The sequence below is a fragment of the Kitasatospora sp. NPDC001309 genome, assembly GCF_042896295.1.
Taxonomy (GTDB): domain Bacteria; phylum Actinomycetota; class Actinomycetes; order Streptomycetales; family Streptomycetaceae; genus Kitasatospora.
In genome coordinates this window covers 1-23,700 of record NZ_JBIAXC010000045.1, presented here as the reverse complement: position 1 = coordinate 23,700, position 23,700 = coordinate 1, and the positions used below count along the sequence as shown (strand labels likewise).

Sequence of the window (23,700 nt, the reverse complement as noted above, 5' to 3'; positions counted from 1 at the left end):
TAGGGTGGGGGCGATCCGTGCCCGCAGCCGCCTGAGGAGCCGCTCCGATGACCGTCCGTCTCGATGACCTCGCCGTGCCGGTGATCGGCGCCCCGATGGCGGGCGGGACCTCCACCCCCGAGCTGGTGGCCGCGGTGAACCGGGCCGGCGGGCTGGGGTTCCTCGCCGCGGGCTACAAGTCGGCCGCCGCGATGGCCGAGCAGATCGCCGAGGTGCGGAAGGCGAGCGACCGGCCGTACGGGGTGAACCTGTTCGTGCCGGCCCCGCCCGGGGATCCGGCGGCCGTCGCCGCCTACCGGGAGCGGCTGCGGCCCGAGGCCGAGCACTGGGGCGTCGCGCTGCCGGAGGAGATCGGGCCGGACCGGGACGACTGGGAGGCCAAGCTGGCCGCGCTGGTGGCCGACCCGGTACCGGTCGTCTCGTACACCTTCGGGCTGCCCACGGCCGAGGAGGCGGCGGCGCTGCGCGCGGTGGGCACGCTGCAGGTCGGCACCGTCACCGGCCCGGAGGAGGCGCGGGCCGCGCAGGCGGTCGGCATGGACGCCCTGTGCGTCCAGGGCCCGGAGGCCGGCGGACACCGCGCCACCCACCGGGTGACGGACCGGCCCGGGGAACTGCCGCTGCTGGAACTGCTGCCCGCCGTACGGGCGGTGACGCCGCTGCCGCTGATCGCCGCGGGCGGGCTGGGCGACGGCCCGGCGGTCGCGGCGGCGCTGCGGGCCGGTGCGGCGGCGGTGCAGCTGGGGACGGCGCTGCTGCGCTCCGACGAGTCCGGCGCCTCGGCGGCCCACCGGGCCGCGCTCACCGAGCTCCCGGAGACCGTGGTCACCCGCGCCTTCACCGGCCGCCCCGCCCGCGGCCTGCGCAACGCCTTCATCGACCGCCACGGCCCGTACGCCCCGCCCGCCTACCCCGAGGTGCACCACCTCACCGCCCCCCTGCGCACCGCCGCCACCCGCCGCGCCGACACCGCCGCCATGCACCTCTGGGCCGGCACCGCCCACCGCCTGGCCGCCACCGGCCCGGCGGAGCAGCTCGTGGCGGACCTCTGGCGGAGCGCGCGGGGGGCCCGGCTCAGCTGAGCAGGGTGGACATCCAGGACTCGATGGCCGGGACGGTGCGGGGGAGGGCGCCGGACATCAGGTGGGCGCCGTCCTCGGTGATGACGAGGTCGTCCTCGATGCGGATGCCGAGGCCGCGGAGTTCGAGGGGGAGGGTTTCGTCGTCGGGCTGGAGGTAGAGGCCGGGTTCGACGGTGAGGACCATGCCGGCTTCCAGGGTGCCGTCGACGTAGTGGTCGGCGCGGGCCTTGGCGCAGTCGTGGTAGTCGAGGCCGAGCATGTGGCCGCTGCCGCAGAGGGTGTAGCGGCGGTACAGGCCGTTGTCGTCGGCGAGGGCCTGCTCGGCGGGGACGCGCAGGACCCCCCAGTCGGCGAGGCCTTCGGCGATGACCCGCATGGCGGCGCGGTGGAAGTCGCGGAAGCGGGCGCCCGGGCGCAGGGCGGCGATGCCGGCGCTCTGGGCGGCGAGGACGAGTTCGTAGGCCTGGCGCTGGACCGGGGTGAAGGTGCCGCTGAGCGGGAGGGTGCGGGTGATGTCGGCGGCGTAGAGGGTGTCGGTCTCGACGCCGGCGTCGAGCAGCAGCAGGGCGTCCGGGTCGAGGGCGCCGTCGTTGCGGATCCAGTGCAGGACGCAGGCGTGGGCGCCGGAGGCGGCGATGGTGGTGTAGCTGGGGCCGTTGCCCTCGGCGCGGGCGCGCAGGTCGAAGACGCCCTCGATCCAGCGTTCGCCGCGGTGGTGGCGCAGGGCGGCGGGGAGGGCGCGGACGACGTCCTCGAAGCCGCTGACGGTGTGGTCGACGGCGAGTTGCAGCTGCTGGACCTCCCAGGTGTCCTTGACCAGGCGCAACTCGGAGAGCACGGCGGCGAGTTCGTCGTCCTGGGTGAAGGAGCCGCGCCCGGTGGCCCGGTCGACGAGGGCGTCGGTGCCGGCCAGCACCCGGGTGGGGGGCTGCGGTCCGGCGAGCAACGTGTCGAGGTCGTCGAGGTGTTCGGTGCGCAGTCCGGTGAGCCGGGCGGTCTCGTCGAGGTCGGGGCGGCGGCCGACCCAGAACTCGCCGTAGCGCCGGTCGCGGTAGAACTCGCCGCCGCTGCGCGGGGATCGGGGCCGTACGTGGAGGACGGGTTCGTGGCCCTCGGGGCCGGCCGGTTCGAGGACGAGGACGTGGTCGGCCTGGTCCTCGCCGGTGAGGCCGGTGAGCCAGGCGTAGGCGCTGTGCGGGCGGAAGCGGTGGTCGAGGTCGTTGCAGCGGACCTTGAGGCGTCCGGCGGGGACGATCAGCCGTTCGCCGGGGAAGGCGGCGGAGAGCCGGGCCCGGCGGCGGGCGAACTCGGGGTAGCCGGGGACGCGTTGGTCGGCGGGGAGCGGGGTGGCGGCCCAGGCGGTGCCCATGAAGGCGTCGAGGGCGGGGGAGACCGGGAGGTCGTGGCTGCCGGTGGCGAGCCGGGGCTGGGGTTGGGTCACCGGTGAACTCCTAGGCGGGGGTGGGGAGCTGGGGCTGGTGGGACACAGCTGGGTAACGGCGGGCGCCACCTCTTGTGCAGTGCAATTTCACATTACTATGTTACGGGTCACACAGCGGCGCGGCCAGAGCCGGCCCCGCTGACCGATGCAGGCCCCCCCACAGCGGAGTTGCCACATGACCAGGCGCAGCCATGCCCTCCTCGCCGCCGCCCTCGCGGCGACCCTCACCCTCGGCCTCGGGGCCTGCAAGAACGACAAGAGCGACACCGGCGACGACGCGGCCCCCAGCAGCACCAAGGGCCCGGGCGCGGAGAGCGGTTCGGTCATCGGCGGCACCCCGGCCAAGGGCGGCACCCTCACCGTCCTGACCAACCAGGACTTCGCCCACCTCGACCCGGCCCGCAACTGGACCGTCCCGCACATGGACTTCGGCACCCGGCTGCTCTACCGCACCCTGACCACCTTCAAGGCCGAGCCGGGGGCCGCCGGCAGCGAGATCGTCCCGGACCTCGCCACCGACCTGGGCAAGTCCGCGGACGGCGGCAAGACCTGGACCTTCACCCTCAAGGAAGGCCTCACGTACGAGGACGGCAGCCCGATCAGGTCCGCCGACATCAAGTACAACGTCGAGCGCTCCTTCTCCCCGGACCTCACCGGCGGACCGGACTACGCGATCCAGTACCTGGCCGGCGGCGAGAACTACAAGGGCCCGCTCACCGGCGAGCACCTGGCGAGCATCGAGACCCCGGACGAGCGGACGATCGTCTTCCACCTCAAGCGCCCGGTCGCCGAGTTCTCGGACACCGTCACCCTGCCGACCTTCGCCCCGGTGCCGCAGTCCCAGGAGAAGGGCACCCAGTACGACTCCCGGCCGTTCTCCTCCGGCCCGTACAAGATCGAGACCTACGACCGGGGCAAGCAGCTGGTGCTGGTCCGCAACACCCACTGGGACCAGGCCACCGACACCGTCCGCAAGGCCTACCCGGACCGGATCGTGGTCACCGAGGGCATCAAGGGCGGCCAGGCGGACGACCGGATCATCGCCAGCGAGGGCGCCGACGCCAACGCCCTCAACATGCCCTGGATGCAGCACGAGTCGGTCGCCAAGGTGCTGCCCAAGGCGGACGTCAAGTCCCGGATGGCGGCCGAGCGGACCGGCTGCACGGACATGCTGTACCTGAACACCGCCAAGGCGCCCTTCGACGACCCGAAGGTGCGCGAGGCGATCATGTGGGCCGTCGACCGGGAGGCCCAGGTGACCGCGTTCGGCGGCCCGGCGATGGCCGACGTGGCGACCTCCTTCCTGCCGCCCTCGCTCACCGGCGGGGCCACGGCCGACCCGTTGAAGATCCCGGCGGCCGGTGACCCGGAGAAGGCCAAGGCCCTGCTCAAGGCGGCCGGGAAGACCGACCTCAAAGTCGGGCTGACCGTCTCGCAGAACGACAAGACCCGGGCCGAGGCGATCCAGCAGTCGCTGGCCAGGGCCGGCGTCCAGGTCACCGTCAACACCGTGGACCCGTCCGCCTTCACCGACACCCTCGGCGACACGAAGAACGCTCCCGAGCTGACCATCAACGGCTGGTGCCCGGACTACCCCTCCGCCGCGACCTTCCTGCCGTTCCTGTTCGACGGACGCACCATCAAGGACAAGGGCAACCAGGGCAACTACAGCCAGTTCCGGGACCAGGCCACGATGGACCGGATGGACGCGATCGCGGCCATGCCGGACGTCAACGAGGCCAACAAGGCCTGGCAGCAGCTGGACGAGGACCTGCTGCGCAAGGCCCCGGCCGTCCCGCTGATGTGGCAGCGCCGCCCGCTCATGGTCGGCACCAACGTGGCCGGGGCGTTCGGCAGTTCGGGCTACGCCGGGATGATCGACCTGGCCGTGGTCGGTCTCAAGGACCCGGCCAAGGGCAAGTGAGCGGCGCGATGAGCACCACCACCGAAGCCCCCTCGGCGCCGGCGGGCGCGCCGGCGGGCCCCGCCGTGGCGGCCGGGCGCGGGCCGTGGCGGCTCGTCCTGGACCAGCTGTGGGCCCGCGGTTCGGCCCGGTTCGGCCTGGTCACGGTCGGCGTGCTGGTCCTGGCGGCCGCCCTGGCCGGCCCGCTGAGCGCGCTCGGCGGCTGGTCCCCCGAGGAGTTCGACAAACGTGCCGTGGACGCCTACCTGGGCGGCATGCCCAGGGGTGACTTCGGCGGCATCAGCACCCGGCACTGGCTGGGCGTGGAGCCGATCACCGGGCGCGACCTGTTCGCCCGGGTGCTGCACGGCGGCCAGGTGTCGCTGCTGATCGCGTTCACCGCGACCGCGGTGGTCGTGGTCACCGGCACCCTGGCCGGTGTCTCGGCGGGCTACTTCGGCGGCCGGACCGACGCCGTGCTGTCCCGGCTGATGGACCTCACGATGTCCTTCCCCTCGCTGATCTTCATGATCGCGATGATGTCGGTGGCCAAGGACGTCAACCGGATCCTGCTGATCACCCTGGTGATCGGCCTGTTCACCTGGCCCGGCATCGCCCGGGTGGTGCGCGGCCAGACCCTCTCGCTCAAGCACCGCGAGTACGTCGAGGCCGCCCGGGTCGGCGGCGCCCGCTCCTGGCGGATCCTCACCCGGGAGATCCTGCCGAACGTCTCCGGCCCGGTCATCGCGTACACCACGCTGCTGATCCCCGGCATGATCGCCACCGAGGCCGCGCTCAGCTACCTCGGCGTGGGCGTCCGCCCGCCCACCCCCTCCTGGGGGCAGATGATCGCCGAGAGCATCGCCCACTACGAGACCGACCCCACCTACTTCCTCATCCCGACCGCCTTCCTGTTCCTCGCCGTGCTCGCCTTCACCCTGCTCGGGGACGCGCTGCGCGACATCCTCGACCCCCGGGGAGCCCGCTCGTGAACCGCCACCCCGACCCCCGCGGAGGCCGGTCGTGATCCTCTACCTCGGCCGCCGCCTGCTCGGCGTGGCCGGCATCCTGCTCGCCATCTGCGCCATCACCTTCACCATCTTCTACCTGCTGCCCAACGACCCGGCCGCGGCCGCCTGCGGCAAGACCTGCAGCCCCGAACGGCTCGCCGACGTCAAGGCGGCGATGGGCCTGGACAAACCGGTCTGGGAGCAGTTCGCCACCTACCTGACCGGCATCTTCGCCGGCCGCGACTACGGCACCGGCCCGAGTGCCGTGCACTGCGGCTTCCCCTGCCTCGGCTACTCCTACGAGTACGGGCTGCCGGTCCGGGACCTGCTCGCCGACCGCCTGCCGGTCTCCGTCTCGCTCGCCCTCGGCGCGGCCGTGCTCTGGCTGCTGCTCGGCCTCGGCGCGGGCGTCACCTCGGCGCTGCGCAAGGGCGGCTTCACCGACCGGGCCCTGATGGTGCTCTCGGTCGGGGCGGCCTCGCTGCCGGTCTACTTCACCTCGATCATGCTGATCTGGGGCGTGGTCCGCACGGCCGGGCTGCTGCCCTACCCCTCGTACCACGCGTTCACCGACGGCCCGCTCGACTGGGCCACCAACCTGCTGCTGCCCTGGACCGCCCTGGCCCTGCTGTACGCGGCCATGTACGCCCGGCAGAGCCGCACCTCGATGATCGAGGCGATGGCCGAGCCGTACATCCGCACCGCCCGGGCGAAGGGGCTGCCGCCGCGCACGGTGACCGTCAAGCACGGGCTGCGCTCCGCGACGACACCGATCCTGACCATCTTCGGGATGGACCTCGGCGGGCTGCTGGCCGGGGCCGTCATCACCGAGTCGATCTTCGGTCTGCCCGGCGTCGGCCGGCTGTTCTACGACGGCCTGGCCCGCTCCGACCAGCCCGTGATCCTCGGCGTCACCCTGCTCGCGGCCTTCTTCATCGTCGTCGCGAACCTGCTGGTCGACCTGCTCTACGCGTACGTCGACCCGAGAGTGAGGTACTGATGACCAGCCTGTTGGAGGTCGAGGACCTCAAGGTCGCCTTCGACACCCCGCGCGGCACCGTCCGGGCCGTGGACGGCATCTCCTTCACCGTCGAGGCCGGGCGCACCCTCGGCCTGGTCGGCGAGTCCGGCAGCGGCAAGTCCGTCACCTCGCTGGCCCTGATGGGCCTGCACCGCGGCGCCGCCGTCTCCGGCTCGATCCGGCTCGACGGACGGGAGTTGACCGGTCTGGGGGAGCGGGAGCTGGGCGCCGTCCGGGGTCGGCGGATCGCCATGGTCTTCCAGGACCCGCTGTCCAGCCTGCACCCCTTCTACACCGTCGGCGAACAGATCGCCGAGCACTACCGGGTGCACTTCCGGGCGGGCCGCAAGGCCGGCCGGGCCCGGGCCGTCGAGATGCTCGCCGAGGTCGGCATCCCGGAACCGGCCCGCCGGGTCGACGAGTACCCGCACCAGTTCTCCGGCGGCATGCGCCAGCGCGTCATGATCGCCATGGCGCTCGCCTGCGAACCGGACCTGCTGATCGCCGACGAGCCCACCACCGCGCTGGACGTCACCGTCCAGGCGCAGATCCTCGACCTGATCGCCCGGATCCAGCAGGACCGCGGGCTCGGCGTCGTGATGATCACCCACGACCTGGGCGTGGTCGCCCGGGTCGCCCACGAAGTGCTGGTCATGTACGGCGGCCGGGCGGCCGAACAGGCCCCGGCGGAACGGCTGTTCGCCGCACCCGCGCACCCGTACACCCGCGGGCTGCTGGACTCGCTCCCGCGCCTGGACGACTCCGACGACGCCCCGCTGCGGGCCATCCCCGGCAGCCCGCCCTCGCTGCTCACCCCCGCCCCCGGCTGCTCCTTCGCCCCGCGCTGCGCCCGCACCACCGCGGCGACCGCGGAGGAGCACGCCCGCTGCCTGGCCGAGCGCCCGCCGCTCGACCCGTCCGGCCCGCCCGGGGTCGGCCACCGGGCCGCCTGCCATCTGCCACTGGTGCCGGAAGGGGCCCTCTGATGGCCGAACCGCTTTTGTCCGTAAGGGACTTGGTGAAGACCTTCGCCGGACGGCGTACCCGCACCGGCCGGGCCGGTGCGCCGGTCCGGGCCGTGGACGGGGTGAGCTTCGACCTCGCCGCGGGCGAGACCCTGGGCCTGGTCGGCGAGTCCGGCTGCGGCAAGTCCACCACCGGCCGGATGATCGTCCGGCTGCTCGACCCCACCTCGGGCACCGTCACCTTCGACGGCACCGAGATCGGCGGGCTGTCCCAGGCCCGGCTGCGGCCGCACCGGCGGCACCTGCAGATGGTCTTCCAGGACCCGTACTCCTCGCTCAACCCCCGGCAGACGGTGGCCCGGATCATCTCCGAGCCGCTGCTGGTCCAGGGCGCGGGTGCCGCGGCGGCGCGCGGCCGGGCGGCCGAGCTGATGGAGCTGGTCGGGCTGATCCCCGAGCACCTCGACCGCTACCCGCACGAGTTCTCCGGCGGCCAGGCGCAGCGGATCGGCATCGCCCGCTCGCTGGCCACCTCGCCGAAGCTGGTGGTCGCGGACGAGCCGGTCTCCGCGCTGGACGTCTCCGTCCAGGCCCAAGTGGTCAACCTGATGGAGCAGTTGCAGCGGGAGCTGGGCCTGGCGTACGTGTTCATCGCGCACGACCTCTCGGTGGTCAAGCGGGTCTGCGACCGGGTCGCGGTGATGTACCTGGGCCGGATCGTGGAGATCGGCGACAAGGCCGAGGTGTACGGCCGTCCGGCGCACCCGTACACCCGGGCGCTGCTGTCCGCCGTCCCGCTGCCGGACCCGGCGGCGGAGCGGGCCCGGGAACGGATCGTGCTGCTCGGCGACCCGCCGAGCCCGGCCGACCCGCCCACCGGGTGCGGCTTCCACCCGCGCTGCCCCAAGGCGCAGGCGCGCTGCCGGACGGAACGGCCGCTGCTGGAGGTGGTGGGGGTCGGCGGGCGCCAGGCGGCCTGCCACTTCCCGGAGCAGCCGTAACCGGAAAAGCCCCCGGTCGGGCGTGGCGGGGAACCTCACGAGGGCCGCGTCCGACCGGGTACCAACCCGCCACTGCTCCCCCCGCGGGTCCCCCTACTGTTCCCCCTGCTGCTCCTCGGAGGGCAGCAGCAGCCGGGGCCCGGGCCCCTCGGTGGCGAGCTCGTCACCGGGGTTGAGCACCCGGCAGCGGCGCAGCGAGACGCAGCCGCAGCCGATGCAGCCGGTCAGTTCGTCCTCCAGCCGCTCCAACTCGGTTCGGCGGGCGCGCAGTTGCTCGGCCCAGCGGAGGGAGATCCGCTCCCAGTCGTGCTTGCCCGGCATCCGGTCCTCGGGCAGCCCGGTGAACACCTCGGCGACCTCGGCGAGCGGGATGCCGAGCCGCTTGGCGACCAGGATCAGCGAGATCCGGCGCAGGACGTGCCGCCGGTAGCGGCGCTGGTTGCCGGCCGAGCGCTCGGAGGAGATCAGCCCCTGCTCCTCGTAGAAGCGCACGGCGGAGGTGGCGATCCCGGCCCGGCGGGCCACCTCGCCCACGCTGAGCAGGTCGACGGGTGCCGTCCCGGTCATGGTCACCGCTCCTTGACTCGTCGCTGCCGCTCGACTTCAAGCTCTCTTGAAGTCCCAGCTTATCGGACGTGACCGAACACTCCGTTCCCGGGGCGCCACGATCGTTGTCGGACAGCGGAGTTACCCTGCGCAGTCGCCGCCGGCCGGTGCCTGCGGAGGACGGCGCGAACCCTTCTGCGGGGTCAGCGCACGGTGTACTCCACGGTCACGCTGACGACCACCAGTACCGCGTAGACCACTGCCAGGGTGGTCCGCCCGCCGGCGTGCAGCGCGAGCGCCCCGGTGAGCAGGGCCAGCAGCTTGAGCACGATCTCCACGCCGAGCGGCTGGCGGAACCTCGGCCCGCCCGCGGCCAGGAACAGCCCCCAGAACGCGGCCGCCAGGGCCGGTGCGCCGAGGCCCAGCAGCAGCCGGGTGCCCAGGCCGGAGCCGGTCCTGAACCCCCAGTAGCAGAGCGAGGCCAGCAGGGCGAGCTCCAGCCCGAAGGCGAGCCCCGCGTTGGCCATGGTCAGCGGGGTCCACTGCCGCTGCCCGACCGGTCCCGGTCTTTCGATCCTCATCCTGTGCTCTCCCCGTTCCGTCGCGGTCTCCGCGGTCAGGCGGAGTTTCCCAGTCGGTCCGGCGGGAACTCAATGGATCGCCCCGAAGACGTGTACGGAACAGAGGCCGGGCCGTAGCCTGACGCATGCAATGTCACACATCACCAGAGGGAGTACCGCCGTGGTCGACGACCTGAGCACCGCCGAGCCTCCGGTCCCGCTGCCCGCCGCCGAGGGCCTGTTCAGCGTCTCGCCGCAGGCCGCGCACCTCAACCACGGCTCCTTCGGGGCCGTGCCGGTCCCGGTGCAGCGGGTGCAGCAGGAGCTGCGGGCCGAGCACGAGCTGGACCCGGACGGCTTCTTCGCCGACCTGCCGGCCCGGATCGCCGGTGCCCGGGCGCGGATCGCCGCCGACCTGGCCACCGACCCGGAGCGGCTGGCCCTGGTCGCCAACGTCACCGAGGCGGCCGCGATCGCCCTGGACAGCATCCCGTTCGCCCCCGGTGACCGGATCCTGGTCACCGACCACGGCTACGGCGCCGTCACCCAGGCCGTCGCCCGCAGGGCCGCCGAGACCGGGGCCGAGCTGGTGGTCGCCGAGGTGCCGCTGGACGCCCCGGACGAGGCCGCCGTCCGGGCCGCGGTGCTCGCCGCCGTGGACGACCGCACCACCGTCGCCGTCCTGGACCGGATCACCTCGCTGACCGCCCGTGCGGTGGCCTCCCCGGCCCTGGTCGCCGAACTGCGCGGACGCGGGGTGACCACCGTGGTGGACGGCGCCCACGCCCCCGGGATGCTGCCCGGGCCGGTCGACCCGAACGCCGACTTCTGGTTCGGCAACCTGCACAAGTGGGCCTTCGCGCCGCGCGCCACCGGGGTGCTGTCCGTCCGCCCCGAGTGGACCGCCCGGGTGCGCCCGCTCGCGCTGTCCTGGGAGCACCACCGCGGCTTCCCGGCCAACGTCGAGTGGCGCGGCACCTGCGACTACACCCCGTGGCTGGCCGCCCCGGCCGGCTTCGAGCTGCTGCGCGAACTGGGCGTCCAGGCGGTCGCCGCCCACAACGCCGCGCTCGCCGCGTACGGCCAGCGGGTGCTGGTCGAGCGGGCGGGCCTGCGGGCGCTGCCCGCGACGCCCGGGGTGTGGATGCGCGCCGTACGGCTGCCGGCGGGGTGCGGCGACACCGAGGCGCAGTACCAGGCGCTGCTGGGCGAGCTGTGGCGGCGGCACCGGATCCGGGTCGCCGTCCGGCCCGGGCCCGACGGCGCGGTGCTGCGGGTCAGCGCCCAGCTGTACAACCGGGCGGCGGACTACGAGCGGCTCGCGGACGCGCTGGTGGAACTGTTCAAGGAGTAGGCACGCGGCCGACCGGCCCCTGTTCAAGGAGTGGGCGCGGGGCCGGCCGGGCCCTGGTCGCCCGCCGCCCGCAGTTCCGCGAGCAGCAGGTCGCGGTCGGCGAGCAGCCCGGTGAGGATCCGCCGGGCTGCTCGCAGCAGGTCGGCGACGTCGCCGCCGGCCAGCGCGTAGACCACGGTGCTGCCGTCCCGGGTGGCGGTGACGATGCCGGACCGGCGCAGCACCGCGAGCTGCTGGGACAGGCTGGAGGGCTCCACCTCCAGTTCGGCGAGCAGTCCGCGGACGGGTGTCGGTCCGGCCTGCAGCAGCTCCAGCACCCGGATCCGGACGGGATGGCCGAGCATCCGGAAGAACTCGGCCTTGGCCTGGTACAGCTCCCCCGGCCGTCGGCCGGGAGGTACTCCGATCGTCACGAGGCCCCCCTTCCCTGGTGTCGGCGGGCTCAGATCTCCAGCGAGAGCTCGATCTGCTTGAGCCGGTGGCGGGCCATCGCCAGGTTGGAACGGTTGCGGTGGAGCACCAGGAAGAGGAACAGCCCGCGCCCGCTGGGCGTCGTGATCGGCCGGACCATGTGGTACTGGTGCGTCAGCGTGATCAGGATGTCCTCGATCTCGTTGTCGAGCAGGTTGAGCGCCTCCATCGCCCGCATCTTGGCGCGGACCACGTCGGTGTTGCCGGCCGCGGCGACGTTGAGGTCCAGTTCGCCGCCGTCCCCGAGGGTGCCGAGGGCCATGCCGCTGCCGTAGTCGACCAGGGCGACGCCGATCGCGCCGTCGATCGACATGGAGTCCTTGAGGGACGTCTCCAGGTTCGCCATCGTGGCGGTCCTCCCGTGAGTCGGTGGCCGGGGACGGCGCGGTGATCGCGTCGCTCGCGGCCCTGGCTCACGAAGGTAGGGAGCGAATCCCGGACTCCACCGCGAATGACCGGAGTCGCTCGGATCTTGCCGGACTCTGATCACTTGAAGACATTTGCAACTATGGATCTGAGAGAGGAGTGATCTCCCGGCTCTGAAAACGGTGCCTCGGAAAACGGTGCTATCGATGTCACTCCTCCCGGGTAACCTCTCGCTGAGATGCGAGATCACACCAACCACACCCGGACGGCGATGAACACCCCCGATCCAGAGCCCCAGGAAGACCAGGAGCTCAGCCCCGCCGAGGCGTACGCGGCCAGCCGTCGCCGGGCGAAGGAGCAGGCCACCGCCCTGTACGGCTTCCAGCAGCTGTACGACTTCCCGCTGGACGACTTCCAGCTGGAGGCCTGCGAGACCCTGGAGGCCGGCTCCGGCGTCCTGGTCGCCGCCCCCACCGGCTCCGGGAAGACCATCGTCGGCGAGTTCGCCGTGCACCTGGCCCTCCAGGGCGGCCGCAAGTGCTTCTACACCACGCCGATCAAGGCGCTCTCCAACCAGAAGTACGGGGACCTGGTCAAGCGCTACGGCGCCGCCAAGGTCGGCCTGCTCACCGGTGACAACTCCGTCAACGGCGACGCCCCCGTGGTGGTCATGACCACCGAGGTGCTCCGCAACATGCTCTACGCGGGCTCCAGCACCCTCGACGGCCTCGGCTACGTCGTGATGGACGAGGTGCACTACCTCGCCGACCGCCTCCGCGGCGCCGTCTGGGAGGAGGTCATCATCCACCTCCCCGAGTCGGTCACCCTCGTCTCGCTCTCCGCGACCGTCTCCAACGCCGAGGAGTTCGGCGACTGGCTGGACACCGTCCGCGGCGGCACCAAGGTGATCGTCTCCGAGACCCGCCCCGTCCCGCTGTGGCAGCACGTGATGGCCGGCAACCGGATGTACGACCTGTTCGCCGACCCCGACCGGGACGGCCGCCCCAAGCACAGCCTCAAGAACCCCGGCAAGGCCGTCAACCCCGAGCTGGTCCGGCTCGCCCGCTCCGAGCTCGACCGCAACCCGCGCGACCGGTTCGGCCGCGGCCGGGGCCGCTCCATGCCCAACGGCCGCCCCGGCAAGGTCTGGACGCCGGGCCGGGTCGACGTCATCGACCGGCTCGACGCCGAGGGCCTGCTGCCCGCGATCACCTTCATCTTCAGCCGGGCCGGCTGCGAGGCCGCCGTCCAGCAGTGCCTCAGCTCCGGCCTGCGGCTCAACAAGGAATCCGACCGCGCCGTGGTCCGGGCCATCGTCGAGGAGCGCTGCGCCGACATCCCCGACGAGGACCTGCACGTCCTCGGCTACTTCGAGTGGCTGGACGGACTGGAGCGCGGCATCGCCGCCCACCACGCCGGGATGCTGCCCCGGTTCAAGGAAGTGGTCGAGGAGCTCTTCGTGAAGGGCCTGGTCAAGGCCGTCTTCGCGACCGAGACCCTGGCGCTCGGCATCAACATGCCCGCCCGCTCGGTGGTCATGGAGAAGCTGGTCAAGTGGAACGGCGAGACCCACGCCGACATCACCCCGGGCGAGTACACCCAGCTCACCGGCCGGGCCGGGCGGCGCGGCATCGACGTCGAGGGCCACGCCGTGGTGCTCTGGCAGCGCGGCCTCGACCCGGAGGCGCTGGCCGGTCTGGCCGGCACCCGCACCTACCCGCTCAAGTCCTCGTTCCGGCCCTCCTACAACATGGCCGTCAACCTGGTCTCCCAGTTCGGCCGGCACCGCTCCCGCGAACTGCTGGAGACCTCCTTCGCCCAGTTCCAGGCGGACCGCTCGGTCGTCGGCATCGCCCGCCAGGTGCAGCGCAACGAGGAGGGGCTGGACGGCTACCGCGAGTCGATGACCTGCCACCTCGGCGACTTCGACGCGTACATGGAGCTGCGCCGCCGGCTCAAGGACCGCGAGAACGAGCTGGCCCGCGAGGGCAGCAGCCAGCGCCGCGCCGCCGCCGTCGAGTCCATCGAGCAGCTCAAGCCGGGCGACGTCATCCACGTCCCCACCGGCAAGTTCGCCGGTCTCGCCCTGGTCCTCGACCCGGGCCTGCCGCCGGTCAGCCGCTCCGGCCGGGGCGGCCCGCGCCACCCCGACTTCCAGGACGGCCCGCGCCCGGTGGTGCTCACCGCGGAGCGGCAGGTCAAGCGGCTCGCGATGATCGACTTCCCGCACCCGGTGGTCGCCGTCGAACGCGTCCGCATCCCCAAGTCCTTCAACCCGCGCAGCCCGCAGTCCCGGCGCGACCTCGCCTCCGCGCTGCGCACCAAGGCCGGCCACCTGGAGCCCGAGCGGTTCCGGCGCGGCCGCGCGGCCGCCGCCGACGACCCGGAGATCACCCGGCTGCGCACCGAGCTGCGCCAGCACCCCTGCCACGGCTGCTCCGACCGCGAGGACCACGCCCGTTGGGCCGAGCGCTACCACCGGCTGCACCGCGACACCGAACTGCTGGAACGCCGGATGCGCTCCCGCACCCACACCATCGCCCGCACCTTCGACCGGGTCTGCGGCCTGCTCACCGACCTCGGCTACCTGAGCGGTGACACCGTCACCGACGACGGCAAGCGGCTCGGCCGGCTCTACGGCGAGCTCGACCTGCTGGCCTCCGAGTGCATCCGCGAGGGCGTCTGGAGCGGCCTCGCCGCCGCCGAACTCGCCGCCTGCGCCTCGGCGCTGGTCTTCGAGTCGCGGCAGGCCGACGACGCCGGCGCCCCCCGGGTGCCGGAGGGCGCGGCCAAGGAGGCGCTCGGCCAGATGGTCCGGATCTGGGGCCACCTGGACGCCCTGGAGGAGCAGCACCGGATCAACACCGCCGAAGGCGTCGGCCAGCGCGAACCCGACCTCGGCTTCGCCTGGGCCGCCTACCGCTGGGCGCTCGGCCACAGCCTGGACCAGGTCCTGCGCGACGCCGACATGCCGGCCGGCGACTTCGTCCGCTGGACGAAGCAGCTGATCGACGTCCTCGGTCAGATCCAGGACGCGGCCGGCGAGGACGCCGAACTCCGCAGGACCGCCCGCAAGGCCGTCGACGGCCTGCGCCGCGGCATCATCGCCTACTCCTCGGTGGGCTAGGGGCTAGGCCCTGTCCGGCCGGACGGGGCCCGGCCGCCGGCAACGCGCAGGGGCCCGCACGTTCGAGGGAACGTGCGGGCCCCTGCAGTGCTGGGTGCCGGTGCCTACTTGAGGGTGGGCAGCGAGGAGTAGCAGTGGTAGCTGTCCTTGGTCGCCTCGATCATGACGTCGCCGGTCCGCGGGCCGACGACGCCGTCCGGGTCCAGGCTGGCCCACTTCTGGAGCGCGACGATCGCGCCGTAGGTGTCCGGGCCGAACGAGCCGTCCACGTCGACCGTGTGGTAACCGGTCTGGTAGTGCAGGCTGTTGGAGATGAGCTGGACGCACTTGACGCTGGCGTAGGTGTTGCTCTTGCCGTAGCCGACCCACAGCGAGCCGGAGTTGGGCACGGCCTGGGCGGTGCCGGCGACGCCGACGGTGGCCAGGGCGGCGGCCGCGAGCAGGAACGCGCCGCGGCGCTTGACGGAGACGGTGTTCAAGGGACCCCCCGAGTTCGGAAACACACAACTGATCATCAGTTTCCCCGAACCCTACCGTTGCCCGCCGACAGGTCGCTGGCTGGCTGCCGACAGGTCGCCGGCGGGGAGCGGGCTCAGCGGGTGGCCAGGGCCTCCAGGACGCGTTCCAGGGAGGTGCCGAGACCCCAGCGGGCGGAGAGGTGCTCCAGCGTCATCGGGTCGGCGGGCTCGCGGGGGAGGACCGGGTCGAAGTCCGGGAGCGGGGCGTCCTGGGCGACCCGGACGACGGTGGGGGCGACGTCCAGGTAGGCGGCGCCCTCGACGATGTTGCGGCGGCGGGCCGGGGTGAGCCGGGAGCCGATGTCCAGGGCGGCGGCGCGGATCGCGGCCAGGTCGCCGTACTCGTTGATCAGCTGGGCGGCGGTCTTCTCGCCGATGCCCTTGACGCCGGGCAGGCCGTCGGACGGGTCGCCGCGCAGGGCGGCCATGTCGGCGTACCGGTCGCCGCGCACGCCGTACTTCTCCAGCAGCACCGCGTCGTCGGTGACCTGGAGGTTGCCCATCCCCTTGACCGGGTACAGCACGGTGATCAGCCGCTCGTCGTCGACCAGTTGGAACAGGTCGCGGTCGCCGGTGACGATCTGCACCGGGCCCGTGGCGCGGGCGGTGAGGGTGCCGATCACGTCGTCCGCCTCGTAGCCGGGGCAGCCGACCCGGGCGATGCCGAGGGAGTCCAGCACCTGCTCGATCACCGGCACCTGCGGGGCGAGGGTGTCCGGGACCTCCTCCTCGCCGTCCACGGCGGCCTCGGCGACCCGGTGGGTCTTGTACGAAGGGACGAGGTCCACCCGCCACTGGGGGCGCCAGTCGGCGTCCATGCAGGCGACGAGTTCCTCGGGCCGGTGGTCGTGCACCAGCCGGGCGATGAAGTCCAGCAGGCCGCGGACGGCGTTGACCGGTTCCCCCTGCGGCGAGCGCAGGGAGTCCGGTACGCCGTAGTAGGCCCGGAAGTACAGGCTGGCGGAGTCGAGCAGCATCAGTCGCGGTGCGGTCACGAGTCAGATCATGCCGCACTGCGACGACGAACGGCGGTCTCGGCGTTCGTGCTCGGCGTTCGTGCTCAGCGATCCTGCTCAGTGCTCGCGCTCAGTGTTCGTGCGGGCCGGCGCGGTGCACCGGGCCGTGGGCGTCGGCGCAGTGCTCGGCGGCCGACTCGCCCGGGCCGGCGATCTGCAGCAGCGCGCCCGCCTCGTCCTCGCCGACGTGGTCGACCTGGAGGGTGCTGTGGGTGATGCCGTACTCCTCGGACAGCCGGCGCTGCAGTTCGCGCCGGACGGCGTGGCAGTCGCCGCCGGGGGTGACCAGGATGTGCGCCGACAGGGCCGGCTGGTTGGAGGTGATCTCCCAGATGTGCAGGTCGTGGATCTCCTCGACCAGCGGCTCGGTGACCAGGCGGTCGGCCACCGCGTCCGGGTCGATCCCGGCGGGGGCGGCCTCCAGGAAGATCCGCCCGGAGTCCCGGACCAGCCCGATGCCGGCCTTGAGCATCAGCGCCACCACGATCAGCGAGGCGATCGCGTCGGCCCGGGCGAAGCCGGTGGTCAGCATGACCGCACCGGCCACGGCGGTGGCGATGAAGGCGTAGAGGTCGGTGAGCACGTGCTGGAAGGCGCCCTCGACGTTCAGCGAGCTGCGGTTGGCCTTGGACATGCACCAGGTGGCGGCCAGGTTGACCACGATCCCGATCAGCGCGGTGACCAGCACCAGTGAACCGGTGACCTCGGGCGGGCTGATCAGCCGGGTGATCGCCTCGTAGCCGAGCCAGGCGGAGAGGATCAGCAGGGTGACGCCGTTGGCCTGGGCGGAGAGGATCTCGGCGCGCTTGAGCCCGTAGGTGTAGCCGCCGCGGGCCGGGCGGGCGGAGAGCCGCATGGCGACCAGGGCGAGCACGATCGAGGCGGCGTCGGTGAGCATGTGCGCCGCGTCGGAGATCAGGGCCAGGGACTGGGCGGCGAAGCCGACCACGACCTCGCCGGCCATGAAGACGACGATCAGGGTGAGGGCGCTGACCAGCCAGCGGCGGTCGGCGTCGGCGGCGACGCCGTGGGAGTGGCCGCCGTGGCCCCCGTGGCCGTGCGCGTGGCCGCCGTGCCCTCCGTGGCCGTGGCCCTTCGGGTTCTGGTGGTCATGCGCATGATCATCGTGGGAATGCTCGTGCCCGGCCATCGAAGTCCTCTCTGGACGCACGGGTGGGTGGTGACGGGGTGCGATCGCCCGCACTCGAAGTGAACCGCAAAATCGACAAAGATCCAAAGGCTGTACTGGTGACCGTTGTCGTTGCCGTTCACGCGCCGCGTGTCGGGCCGCTCGGCGCCCGGATTGCCGGTGGCATAGACCCAGGTCAGGGCCGTGATCCCGGGGTCACCTGAACGGGTGAGGCGGGCTTGCGCAGCCGCGCGCCGGTCCGCGACGATCATGGCCCGTGAAGATCGCTACCGCGGAAACCGCCCGCTGGCTCTCCGAACTCGAAGCCACTGCCGAGGAGTTGATGAATCGTCATCTCGCGGCCGCCCGCGAGTGGTTCCCGCACGAGTACGTCCCCTGGAGCCTCGGCCGGGACTTCGACGGCCCGCTGGGCGGCGAGCCCTGGCGCCCCGAGCAGTCCGCGCTGGCACCCGCCGTGCGCTCCGCCCTGGTCGTCAACCTGCTGACCGAGGACAACCTGCCCGGCTACCACTGGACCATCGGCAGCCGGACCTCCCGGGACGGCGCCTGGGGCGCCTGGCTGCACCGGTGGACCGCCGAGGAGGACCGCCATGCCGCCGCCATCCGGGGCTACCTGCACGCCGCCCGCGCCGTCGACCCCGTCGCGCTGGAGCGCTCCCGGATGGCGCACCTCGCCACCGGCACCGCCCCCGAGCTCGACGGGGTGCTCGGCGTGGTCGCCTACGCCGCCGTCCAGGAGCTCGCCACCCGGGTCAGCCACCGCAACACCGGGCGGCTCAGCGGCGACCCGGTCTGCGAGCGGCTGCTCGCCCGGATCGCCCAGGACGAGAACCTCCACATGGTCTACTACCGCGAACTGCTGCGCGCGGCAGTCGAGGTGGACGCCGACCAGGTGCTCGTCACGCTCGACGCCACGATCCGCGACTTCGCCATGCCGGGCCAGGCCATGCCCGGCTTCGGCCGACTGGCCGCCGAGATCGCGGTGGCCGGCGTCTACGACCTGCGGGTGCACCACGACGAGGTGCTCGTCCCGCTGCTGCGCGCCCTCCGGGTGACCGAGCTGACCGGGCTCGGCCCCACCGGCGAACAGGCCCGCGAACGGATCGCCGCACACCTCGCACGGACCGACGCGCGGGCCGCCCGCTTCGTCGAGCGCCGCGATCAGGCCCTCGCCGTCCGGGCCCGCCGGGCCGGTGCCGGCTGAGAGCACCGCCCGCCCGGGCCTCCGTAGGGCCCGCAAGGCCGCTCGGGCCCCCGCAAGTCCACCTGGACCTCCGCAAGTCCACCTGGACCTCCGCAAGACCACCCGGACCGACAGACCGCCCGGACCGCAGGACCACCCGGAACAGGATCCGCATGACCGTCACCACGGCCGGCACCACCGCCGCCGACATCGAGTTCCACTACGACCTGGGCAACGACTTCTACGCCCTCTGGCTGGACGAGACCCTCGCCTACACCGCCGCCAAGTGGGACGGCATCCCCCGCGACGCGCCCGACGCCACCGCCCTGCCGCGCGCCCAGCGGGCCAAGCTCGACCACCACCTCGACCTGGTCGGCGCCCGCCCCGGCGACGGCCTGCGGCTGCTCGACGTCGGCTGCGGCTGGGGCGCCATGCTGGCGCACGCGAGCGGCGACGACCGGGTCCGCGAAGCCGTCGGGCTGACCGTCTCCCGCGCCCAGTACGAGTTCCTCGCCGCCCGTGCCCTGCCCGGCGTCGAACCCCGACTGGAGAGCTGGGAGGCCCACGACCCCGACCGGCCGTACGACGCCGTCATGGCGATGGGCTCCTTCGAGCACTTCGCCACCGCCGGGATGAGCCGGGCCGACCGCCTCGACTGCTACGCCCGCTACTTCGCGGCCTGCCACCGCTGGCTGCGCCCCAGCGGCCGGATGTCGCTGCAGACCATCGCCTACGACGGCGCCGCCGACGGCTCCGGCCCGATCGGCGACTTCGTCGGCAACGACGTCTTCCCGACCGCCCGGCTGCCCCGGCTGAGCGAGATCGCCGCCGCCTGCGACCCGTACTTCTCGGTGGTTGCCCTCACCGCCTCCGCCGAGGACTACGCCCGCACCCTCGCCTCCTGGTCGGCCCGGCTGCTGCGGGCCCGCGAGCAGGCCGAGCAGCTGGTCGGCCCCGAGGGCTACCGGCGGTACCGGCGCTACCTGCGGGCCAGCGAGGTGACCTTCCTGCGCGGCGCGGCCACGCTGTACCGGATCGGCTTCCGGCGGCGCGACGAGCCGTTGCGGCTGTCCGCCTGATGGCCCCGACTCCTGCGACCCCGACGCCTGCGACCCCGACGTCTGTGGGCCCGACTCCTGCGGCCCCGGCGCCCGTGAGCTCGACTCCTGCGGCCCCGGCGCCCGTGAGCTCGCCGCCCACCGCGCGGCGGGCCTGGGCGGCGGTCGCGGTGGTCTGCGCCGCGCTGTTCCTGCTCGGCCTCGACTTCACCGTGCTCAACGTGGCCGTCCCCGGCCTGCGCGCCGACCTCGGCCCGACCCTCGCCGAGACCCAGTGGATCGTGGACGGCTACGCGCTGGCGCTGGGCGGCTGCGTGCTGGCGGGCGGTGCGCTGGGGGACCGGTACGGCCGGCGGCGCGCCTTCCTCGCCGGGCTGGCGCTGTGCGGGGCCGCCTCGGCCGCCGGGGCGCTCGGCACCGGGCCCGCCCAACTGGTCGCCGCGCGCTGCGGGATGGGCCTCGGCGCGGCCCTGTTCATGCCGGCCACCCTGTCCACCGTGGTGCACGTGCTGCGCGATCCGGTCGCCCGGAAGCGGGCGATCGGCATCTGGGCGGCGGTGGCCGGGGTCGGTGCGGTGTTCGGCCCGGTGGCGGGCGGACTGCTGGTCGACCGGTACGGCTGGCAGTCGGCGTTCTGGCTCAACGTCCCGGTCATCGCGGTGATCGGCGCGGCGGCCCTGGTCGCCGTCCCCGAGTCCCGTGCGCCGGAGGCCCGGCCGTTGGACCGGCCCGGGGCGCTGCTGTCCTGTGCCGGACTGCTGGCCCTGGTCTGGGGCGTGATCGAGGCCCCCGGCCGGGGCTGGACCGGCCCCGCCGTGCTCACCGCCTTCGCGATCGCCGTCCTGCTGCTGGCCGCCTTCGTGCGTCGCCAACTCCGCTGCGCCGCACCGATGGTGCCGGTCCGGCTGCTGCGCGGCGGGCCGGTCTGGCCGGCCACCACCACGCTCGCGCTGATGTCCTTCGCGATGTTCGGCGCGATGTTCCTGCTCACCCTCTACCTCCAGCAGGTGCGGGGCCTGAGCGCCTGGCAGGCCGGGCTGCGGATGGTCCCGCTGTCCCTGGGGCTCGCCGTCGGCGCGCTCCTCGGGCCTCTGCTAGCACGGCCGTTGGGGGCCAGGGTGCCCTCGGCCGGCGGACTGCTGCTGATCGCCGCCGGATTCGTCCAACTCGGCCGGCTGGCCGCCGACTCGGGGGACGGGCGGGTGCTGCTCTTCGAGGCCCTCGCCGGGCTCGGTGCCGGGCTGCTCGCCCCGGTCGCCACCGAGGTGGTGATGAGCGCCGTCCCGGTCGGCGCGGCCGGGGTCGGCTCGGCGCTCAACGACGCCACCCGGCAGGTCGGTTCGACCCTCGGCGTGGCGGTGCTCGGCTCCGTCCTCGCCACCTCGCTCACCGGCGCCGCTCCCGGCGACCCGGCCGCCTTCACCGACGGTCTGGCGGCCGCCGCCGTCGTCGGCGGCGCGGTGGCCCTGCTCGGCGCCGCGCTGGCCTGGACCCGGCTGCCCGGGCGGCGGGCTGCCGCCTCCGCCGTCATCGACACCCTCAACACCCCCAGCTGAAAGGAAACTTCACCATGCCCAGCAGCTACGAGACGATCCGCGCCTGCCTGATCGACGAGTTCGACGTCTCCCCGGCCGTGGTCACCCCCGACGCCACCCTCGCCTCGCTCGCCCTCGACAGCCTCGCCCTGGTCGAACTCTCCCTGGTGGTCGAGGAGAAGCTCGGCGTCACCGTCGCCGACATCGGCCCGGACCGCACCCTCGGCGAACTCGCCGCCCACGCGGACGCCACCCTGGCCCGGGAATCGGTCAGTTGAGCCCGCTGCGTTCAGCTGCCCCGTCCCGTCCGGCGGCTCCGTCCCATTCGATGGTCGCCGTCACCGGACTCGGCCTGGTCACCCCGGCCGGGAGCGGCGCCGACGCCGTCTGGGAGCACTTCCTCGGCGCCGCGCCCACCGCCCGCCCCGACCCCGAACTCCTCGGCCTGAACGTCGACTTCTCCTGCCGGGTCGCCGACTTCGACCCGCCCGCCCTGCTCGGCGGGCGGCTCGCCCGGCGCCTCGACCGGTTCAGCCAGCTGGCCGTGCTCGCCGCCCGCCAGGCCGTCGCCGACGCCGGGCTCGACCCGGCGCACTGGGACGGCACCCGGGTCGGCGTCGTCCTCGGGGTCAGCGCCACCAGCGTGCAGACCCACGTGGTCGAGTACGGCCGGCTCGCCGCGGGCCGGGCCGACCGGATCTCCCCGCTGATGATCCCGCGTTCCATCCCCAACATGGCCGCCGGCGAGGTCAGCCTCGACCTCGGCGCCCTCGGCCCCGGCCTGGTCGTCAGCACCGCCTGCGCCTCCGGCACCAGCGCGCTCGCCCTCGGCAGCGACCTGATCCGGGCCGGAACCTGCGACCTCGTGCTGGCCGGCGGCACCGACAGCGCCCGCTCCGCGATGACCTGCGTCGGCTTCGACCGCCTCGGCGCGCTCTCCCGCCGCCGCCACGACCCGGCCGGCGCCTCCCGGCCCTTCGACGCCGACCGGGACGGCTTCGTCCTCGGCGAAGGAGCGGGCGTCCTGCTGCTCGAACGTACCGACCACGCCCGGGCCCGCGGCGCCCGCGTCCGCGGGTACCTCGCCGGGCACGGCGCCGGCGGCGACGCCCACCACTTCACCGCCCCGCACCCCGGCGGCGACGGATTGGCCCGGGCCGTACGGGCGGCACTCGCCGACGCGGGGCTGGCACCCGAGGAGATCGGGCACGTCAACGCGCACGGCACCGGCACCACGCTCAACGACCCCGCCGAGGCGGCGGCCCTGCGGCAGGTCTTCCGCCGACCGCCGCCGGTCACCGCCAACAAGAGCGTGATCGGCCACACCATGGGCGCGGCCGGCGCCATCGAGGCGGCCCTCACCGTGCTCGCGCTCCAGCACCGGCTGGTCCCGCCCACCGCCAACCTCGACCGGCTCGACGACGCCATCCGCCTCGACGTGGTCACCAAGGCGCCCCGGCCGGTCGACGCCCCCTCCGCCCTGTCCGTCTCCTGCGGCTTCGGCGGGCAGAACGCCGCCGTCGTCCTCACCGCCGCCTGACCGCCCTCCCGCCCGACCCCGGAGTCCATCCCCCCATGTGCCGCCTCGCCCACCGGCTCGCCCGGCTGTACCTGCGCCTGCTCGCCCACCGGCCGCCCACCGACTGGTTCGTCCCGGTCGCCGACGGCCGGTACGGCTCCGCCCCGGACGCCGCCGACCACCCGCTCACCCTGCTGATGCTCGGCGACTCGCTCGCCCAGAGCTTCGGCGCCCACCGCCCCGAGCAGACCCTCGGCGCCCTGCTCGCCACCGGCCTCGCCGAGGGCACCGGCCGGCCCGTCGACCTGCGGGTCCACGCCCGGGCCGGCGCCACCACCGCCGCCGTCGGCCGCCAAGTCCTGCGCGCCGCCCGGCTGCGGCCCGGCGTCGCCGTACTGATCGTCGGCGGCAACGACGTCCTGCTGCCCGCCCCGCTCGGCCGCGCCGCCCGCCGGCACGCCCACCTCGCCCGCACCCTCCGCGAGGCCGGCTGGCAACTCGTCGTCGTCCCCTGCCCCGACCCCGGCTACGCGCCCGGCTTCCGCACCCCCGTCCGCTGGATCGGCCACCACCGCTCCACCCGCCTCGCCCGCCTCCACACCCGCACCGCCACCCGCACCGACGCCCACCTCGCCCCCACCTCCGGCCCCGATTTCCACCACCGCGCCGCCCAACTCCTCGGCCCCGACGGCATCCACCCCTCCCCGCACGGCTACGCCACCCACGCCACCCGCATGCTCCCCACCCTCCTCACCGCCGCCACCCACCTCCCCACCCCAGCCCCCGCCCCTGCCCCAGCAGCCACCCGCCACCCGACCCACCACCCGACTTGCTGCCGACCGGGCTGCGGTGGGCCGCCTCGCCGTGGCGGGCG

The 23,700-nt window shown here is 73.7% G+C and carries 22 protein-coding genes; 14 read left to right on the top strand and 8 right to left on the bottom strand.

The genetic code is table 11. From position 1 onward, the window contains the following. Positions 1-47 precede the first annotated feature (47 nt). Positions 48-1,082, top strand: a complete 1,035-nt coding sequence (locus tag ACFY2K_RS33830) for a nitronate monooxygenase (RefSeq protein WP_387716464.1) — start codon at positions 48-50, stop codon at positions 1,080-1,082. On the opposite strand, the gene ACFY2K_RS33825 is transcribed toward ACFY2K_RS33830, so the two are convergent. Next, positions 1,075-2,523: an aminopeptidase P family protein gene (locus tag ACFY2K_RS33825; protein WP_387716462.1), complete on the bottom strand. Its 1,449-nt coding sequence runs from the start codon at positions 2,521-2,523 to the stop codon at positions 1,075-1,077. The genes ACFY2K_RS33830 and ACFY2K_RS33825 overlap by 8 nt on opposite strands. Before the next feature lie 175 nt (positions 2,524-2,698). Between ACFY2K_RS33825 and ACFY2K_RS33820 the strand changes: the two genes are divergently transcribed. Genes ACFY2K_RS33820 through ACFY2K_RS33800 form a run of 5 tightly spaced genes read left to right on the top strand, consistent with a single transcriptional unit; the run spans position 2,699 to position 8,423 of the window. Continuing rightward, complete coding sequence (locus ACFY2K_RS33820) at positions 2,699-4,447, top strand: ABC transporter substrate-binding protein (protein ID WP_387716460.1); 1,749 nt, start codon at positions 2,699-2,701, stop codon at positions 4,445-4,447. Between the two features lie 8 nt (positions 4,448-4,455). Continuing rightward, the gene (locus tag ACFY2K_RS33815) at positions 4,456-5,418 is read left to right on the top strand and encodes an ABC transporter permease (RefSeq protein WP_375890842.1); all 963 of its coding nucleotides are present in this window, start codon (positions 4,456-4,458) and stop codon (positions 5,416-5,418) included. Positions 5,419-5,449: 31 nt separating this feature from the next. Continuing rightward, positions 5,450-6,436, top strand: coding sequence for an ABC transporter permease (locus ACFY2K_RS33810; protein ID WP_380524716.1), 987 nt, complete (start codon positions 5,450-5,452; stop codon positions 6,434-6,436). Continuing rightward, on the top strand, positions 6,436-7,443 hold the full coding sequence (locus ACFY2K_RS33805; RefSeq protein ID WP_387716458.1) for an ABC transporter ATP-binding protein: 1,008 nt from the start codon (positions 6,436-6,438) through the stop codon (positions 7,441-7,443). The genes ACFY2K_RS33810 and ACFY2K_RS33805 overlap by 1 nt, the downstream gene beginning before the upstream one ends. Then, positions 7,443-8,423, top strand: coding sequence for an ABC transporter ATP-binding protein (locus ACFY2K_RS33800; protein WP_380524718.1), 981 nt, complete (start codon positions 7,443-7,445; stop codon positions 8,421-8,423). Before ACFY2K_RS33805 ends, ACFY2K_RS33800 begins: the two co-directional genes overlap by 1 nt. 93 nt (positions 8,424-8,516) lie before the next feature. Here ACFY2K_RS33800 and soxR read toward each other — a convergent pair whose 3' ends face one another. Together soxR and ACFY2K_RS33790 are read right to left on the bottom strand one after the other, a co-directional pair. Then, positions 8,517-8,990 carry a redox-sensitive transcriptional activator SoxR gene (soxR, locus tag ACFY2K_RS33795; RefSeq protein ID WP_375890850.1) on the bottom strand — a complete coding sequence of 158 codons (474 nt, stop codon included), beginning with the start codon at positions 8,988-8,990 and terminating at the stop codon, positions 8,517-8,519. A 182-nt stretch (positions 8,991-9,172) separates the two neighbouring features. Beyond that, positions 9,173-9,550, bottom strand: coding sequence for a DUF2568 domain-containing protein (locus tag ACFY2K_RS33790; protein WP_375890851.1), 378 nt, complete (start codon positions 9,548-9,550; stop codon positions 9,173-9,175). A gap of 160 nt (positions 9,551-9,710) precedes the next feature. Here ACFY2K_RS33790 and ACFY2K_RS33785 point away from each other — a divergent pair, with 160 nt between their 5' ends. Continuing rightward, positions 9,711-10,883 carry an aminotransferase class V-fold PLP-dependent enzyme gene (locus ACFY2K_RS33785; RefSeq protein WP_387716455.1) on the top strand — a complete coding sequence of 391 codons (1,173 nt, stop codon included), beginning with the start codon at positions 9,711-9,713 and terminating at the stop codon, positions 10,881-10,883. A gap of 23 nt (positions 10,884-10,906) precedes the next feature. Here ACFY2K_RS33785 and ACFY2K_RS33780 read toward each other — a convergent pair whose 3' ends face one another. Both ACFY2K_RS33780 and ACFY2K_RS33775 read right to left on the bottom strand, forming a co-directional pair. Next, positions 10,907-11,296, bottom strand: coding sequence for an ArsR/SmtB family transcription factor (locus ACFY2K_RS33780; protein WP_375890855.1), 390 nt, complete (start codon positions 11,294-11,296; stop codon positions 10,907-10,909). Positions 11,297-11,325: 29 nt separating this feature from the next. Next, positions 11,326-11,700 carry a hypothetical protein gene (locus ACFY2K_RS33775; protein WP_375890856.1) on the bottom strand — a complete coding sequence of 125 codons (375 nt, stop codon included), beginning with the start codon at positions 11,698-11,700 and terminating at the stop codon, positions 11,326-11,328. 291 nt (positions 11,701-11,991) lie between these two features. Here ACFY2K_RS33775 and ACFY2K_RS33770 point away from each other — a divergent pair, with 291 nt between their 5' ends. Beyond that, positions 11,992-14,847, top strand: a complete 2,856-nt coding sequence (locus ACFY2K_RS33770; RefSeq protein WP_375890944.1) for a DEAD/DEAH box helicase — start codon at positions 11,992-11,994, stop codon at positions 14,845-14,847. 104 nt (positions 14,848-14,951) lie between these two features. Here ACFY2K_RS33770 and ACFY2K_RS33765 read toward each other — a convergent pair whose 3' ends face one another. From ACFY2K_RS33765 to ACFY2K_RS33755, 3 genes are all read right to left on the bottom strand, one after another. Next, on the bottom strand, positions 14,952-15,326 hold the full coding sequence (locus ACFY2K_RS33765; RefSeq protein ID WP_380532542.1) for a peptidoglycan-binding protein: 375 nt from the start codon (positions 15,324-15,326) through the stop codon (positions 14,952-14,954). A gap of 113 nt (positions 15,327-15,439) precedes the next feature. Beyond that, complete coding sequence (locus ACFY2K_RS33760; RefSeq protein WP_375890946.1) at positions 15,440-16,342, bottom strand: 5'-3' exonuclease H3TH domain-containing protein; 903 nt, start codon at positions 16,340-16,342, stop codon at positions 15,440-15,442. Between the two features lie 109 nt (positions 16,343-16,451). Further along, positions 16,452-17,531: a cation diffusion facilitator family transporter gene (locus tag ACFY2K_RS33755; RefSeq protein ID WP_380532545.1), complete on the bottom strand. Its 1,080-nt coding sequence runs from the start codon at positions 17,529-17,531 to the stop codon at positions 16,452-16,454. A gap of 256 nt (positions 17,532-17,787) precedes the next feature. Here ACFY2K_RS33755 and ACFY2K_RS33750 point away from each other — a divergent pair, with 256 nt between their 5' ends. The 6 genes from ACFY2K_RS33750 to ACFY2K_RS33725 form a co-directional block, all read left to right on the top strand. Beyond that, positions 17,788-18,735, top strand: coding sequence for an acyl-ACP desaturase (locus ACFY2K_RS33750; RefSeq protein WP_387716453.1), 948 nt, complete (start codon positions 17,788-17,790; stop codon positions 18,733-18,735). Between the two features lie 152 nt (positions 18,736-18,887). Further along, positions 18,888-19,793 carry a class I SAM-dependent methyltransferase gene (locus tag ACFY2K_RS33745; protein ID WP_387716451.1) on the top strand — a complete coding sequence of 302 codons (906 nt, stop codon included), beginning with the start codon at positions 18,888-18,890 and terminating at the stop codon, positions 19,791-19,793. A 104-nt stretch (positions 19,794-19,897) separates the two neighbouring features. Continuing rightward, positions 19,898-21,328 (top strand): MFS transporter, encoded by a 1,431-nt coding sequence (locus ACFY2K_RS33740; protein WP_387716449.1) that lies wholly within the window; start codon positions 19,898-19,900, stop codon positions 21,326-21,328. A 14-nt stretch (positions 21,329-21,342) separates the two neighbouring features. Beyond that, positions 21,343-21,585, top strand: a complete 243-nt coding sequence (locus ACFY2K_RS33735; RefSeq protein WP_375890866.1) for an acyl carrier protein — start codon at positions 21,343-21,345, stop codon at positions 21,583-21,585. Positions 21,586-21,635: 50 nt separating this feature from the next. Then, entirely contained in the window at positions 21,636-22,847 is a 1,212-nt protein-coding gene (locus ACFY2K_RS33730) for a beta-ketoacyl-[acyl-carrier-protein] synthase family protein (protein ID WP_387716447.1), read from the top strand. Positions 22,848-22,882: 35 nt separating this feature from the next. After that, a partial coding sequence (locus ACFY2K_RS33725; RefSeq protein WP_387716445.1) for an SGNH/GDSL hydrolase family protein occupies positions 22,883-23,700 on the top strand: 818 nt, incomplete at its 3' end.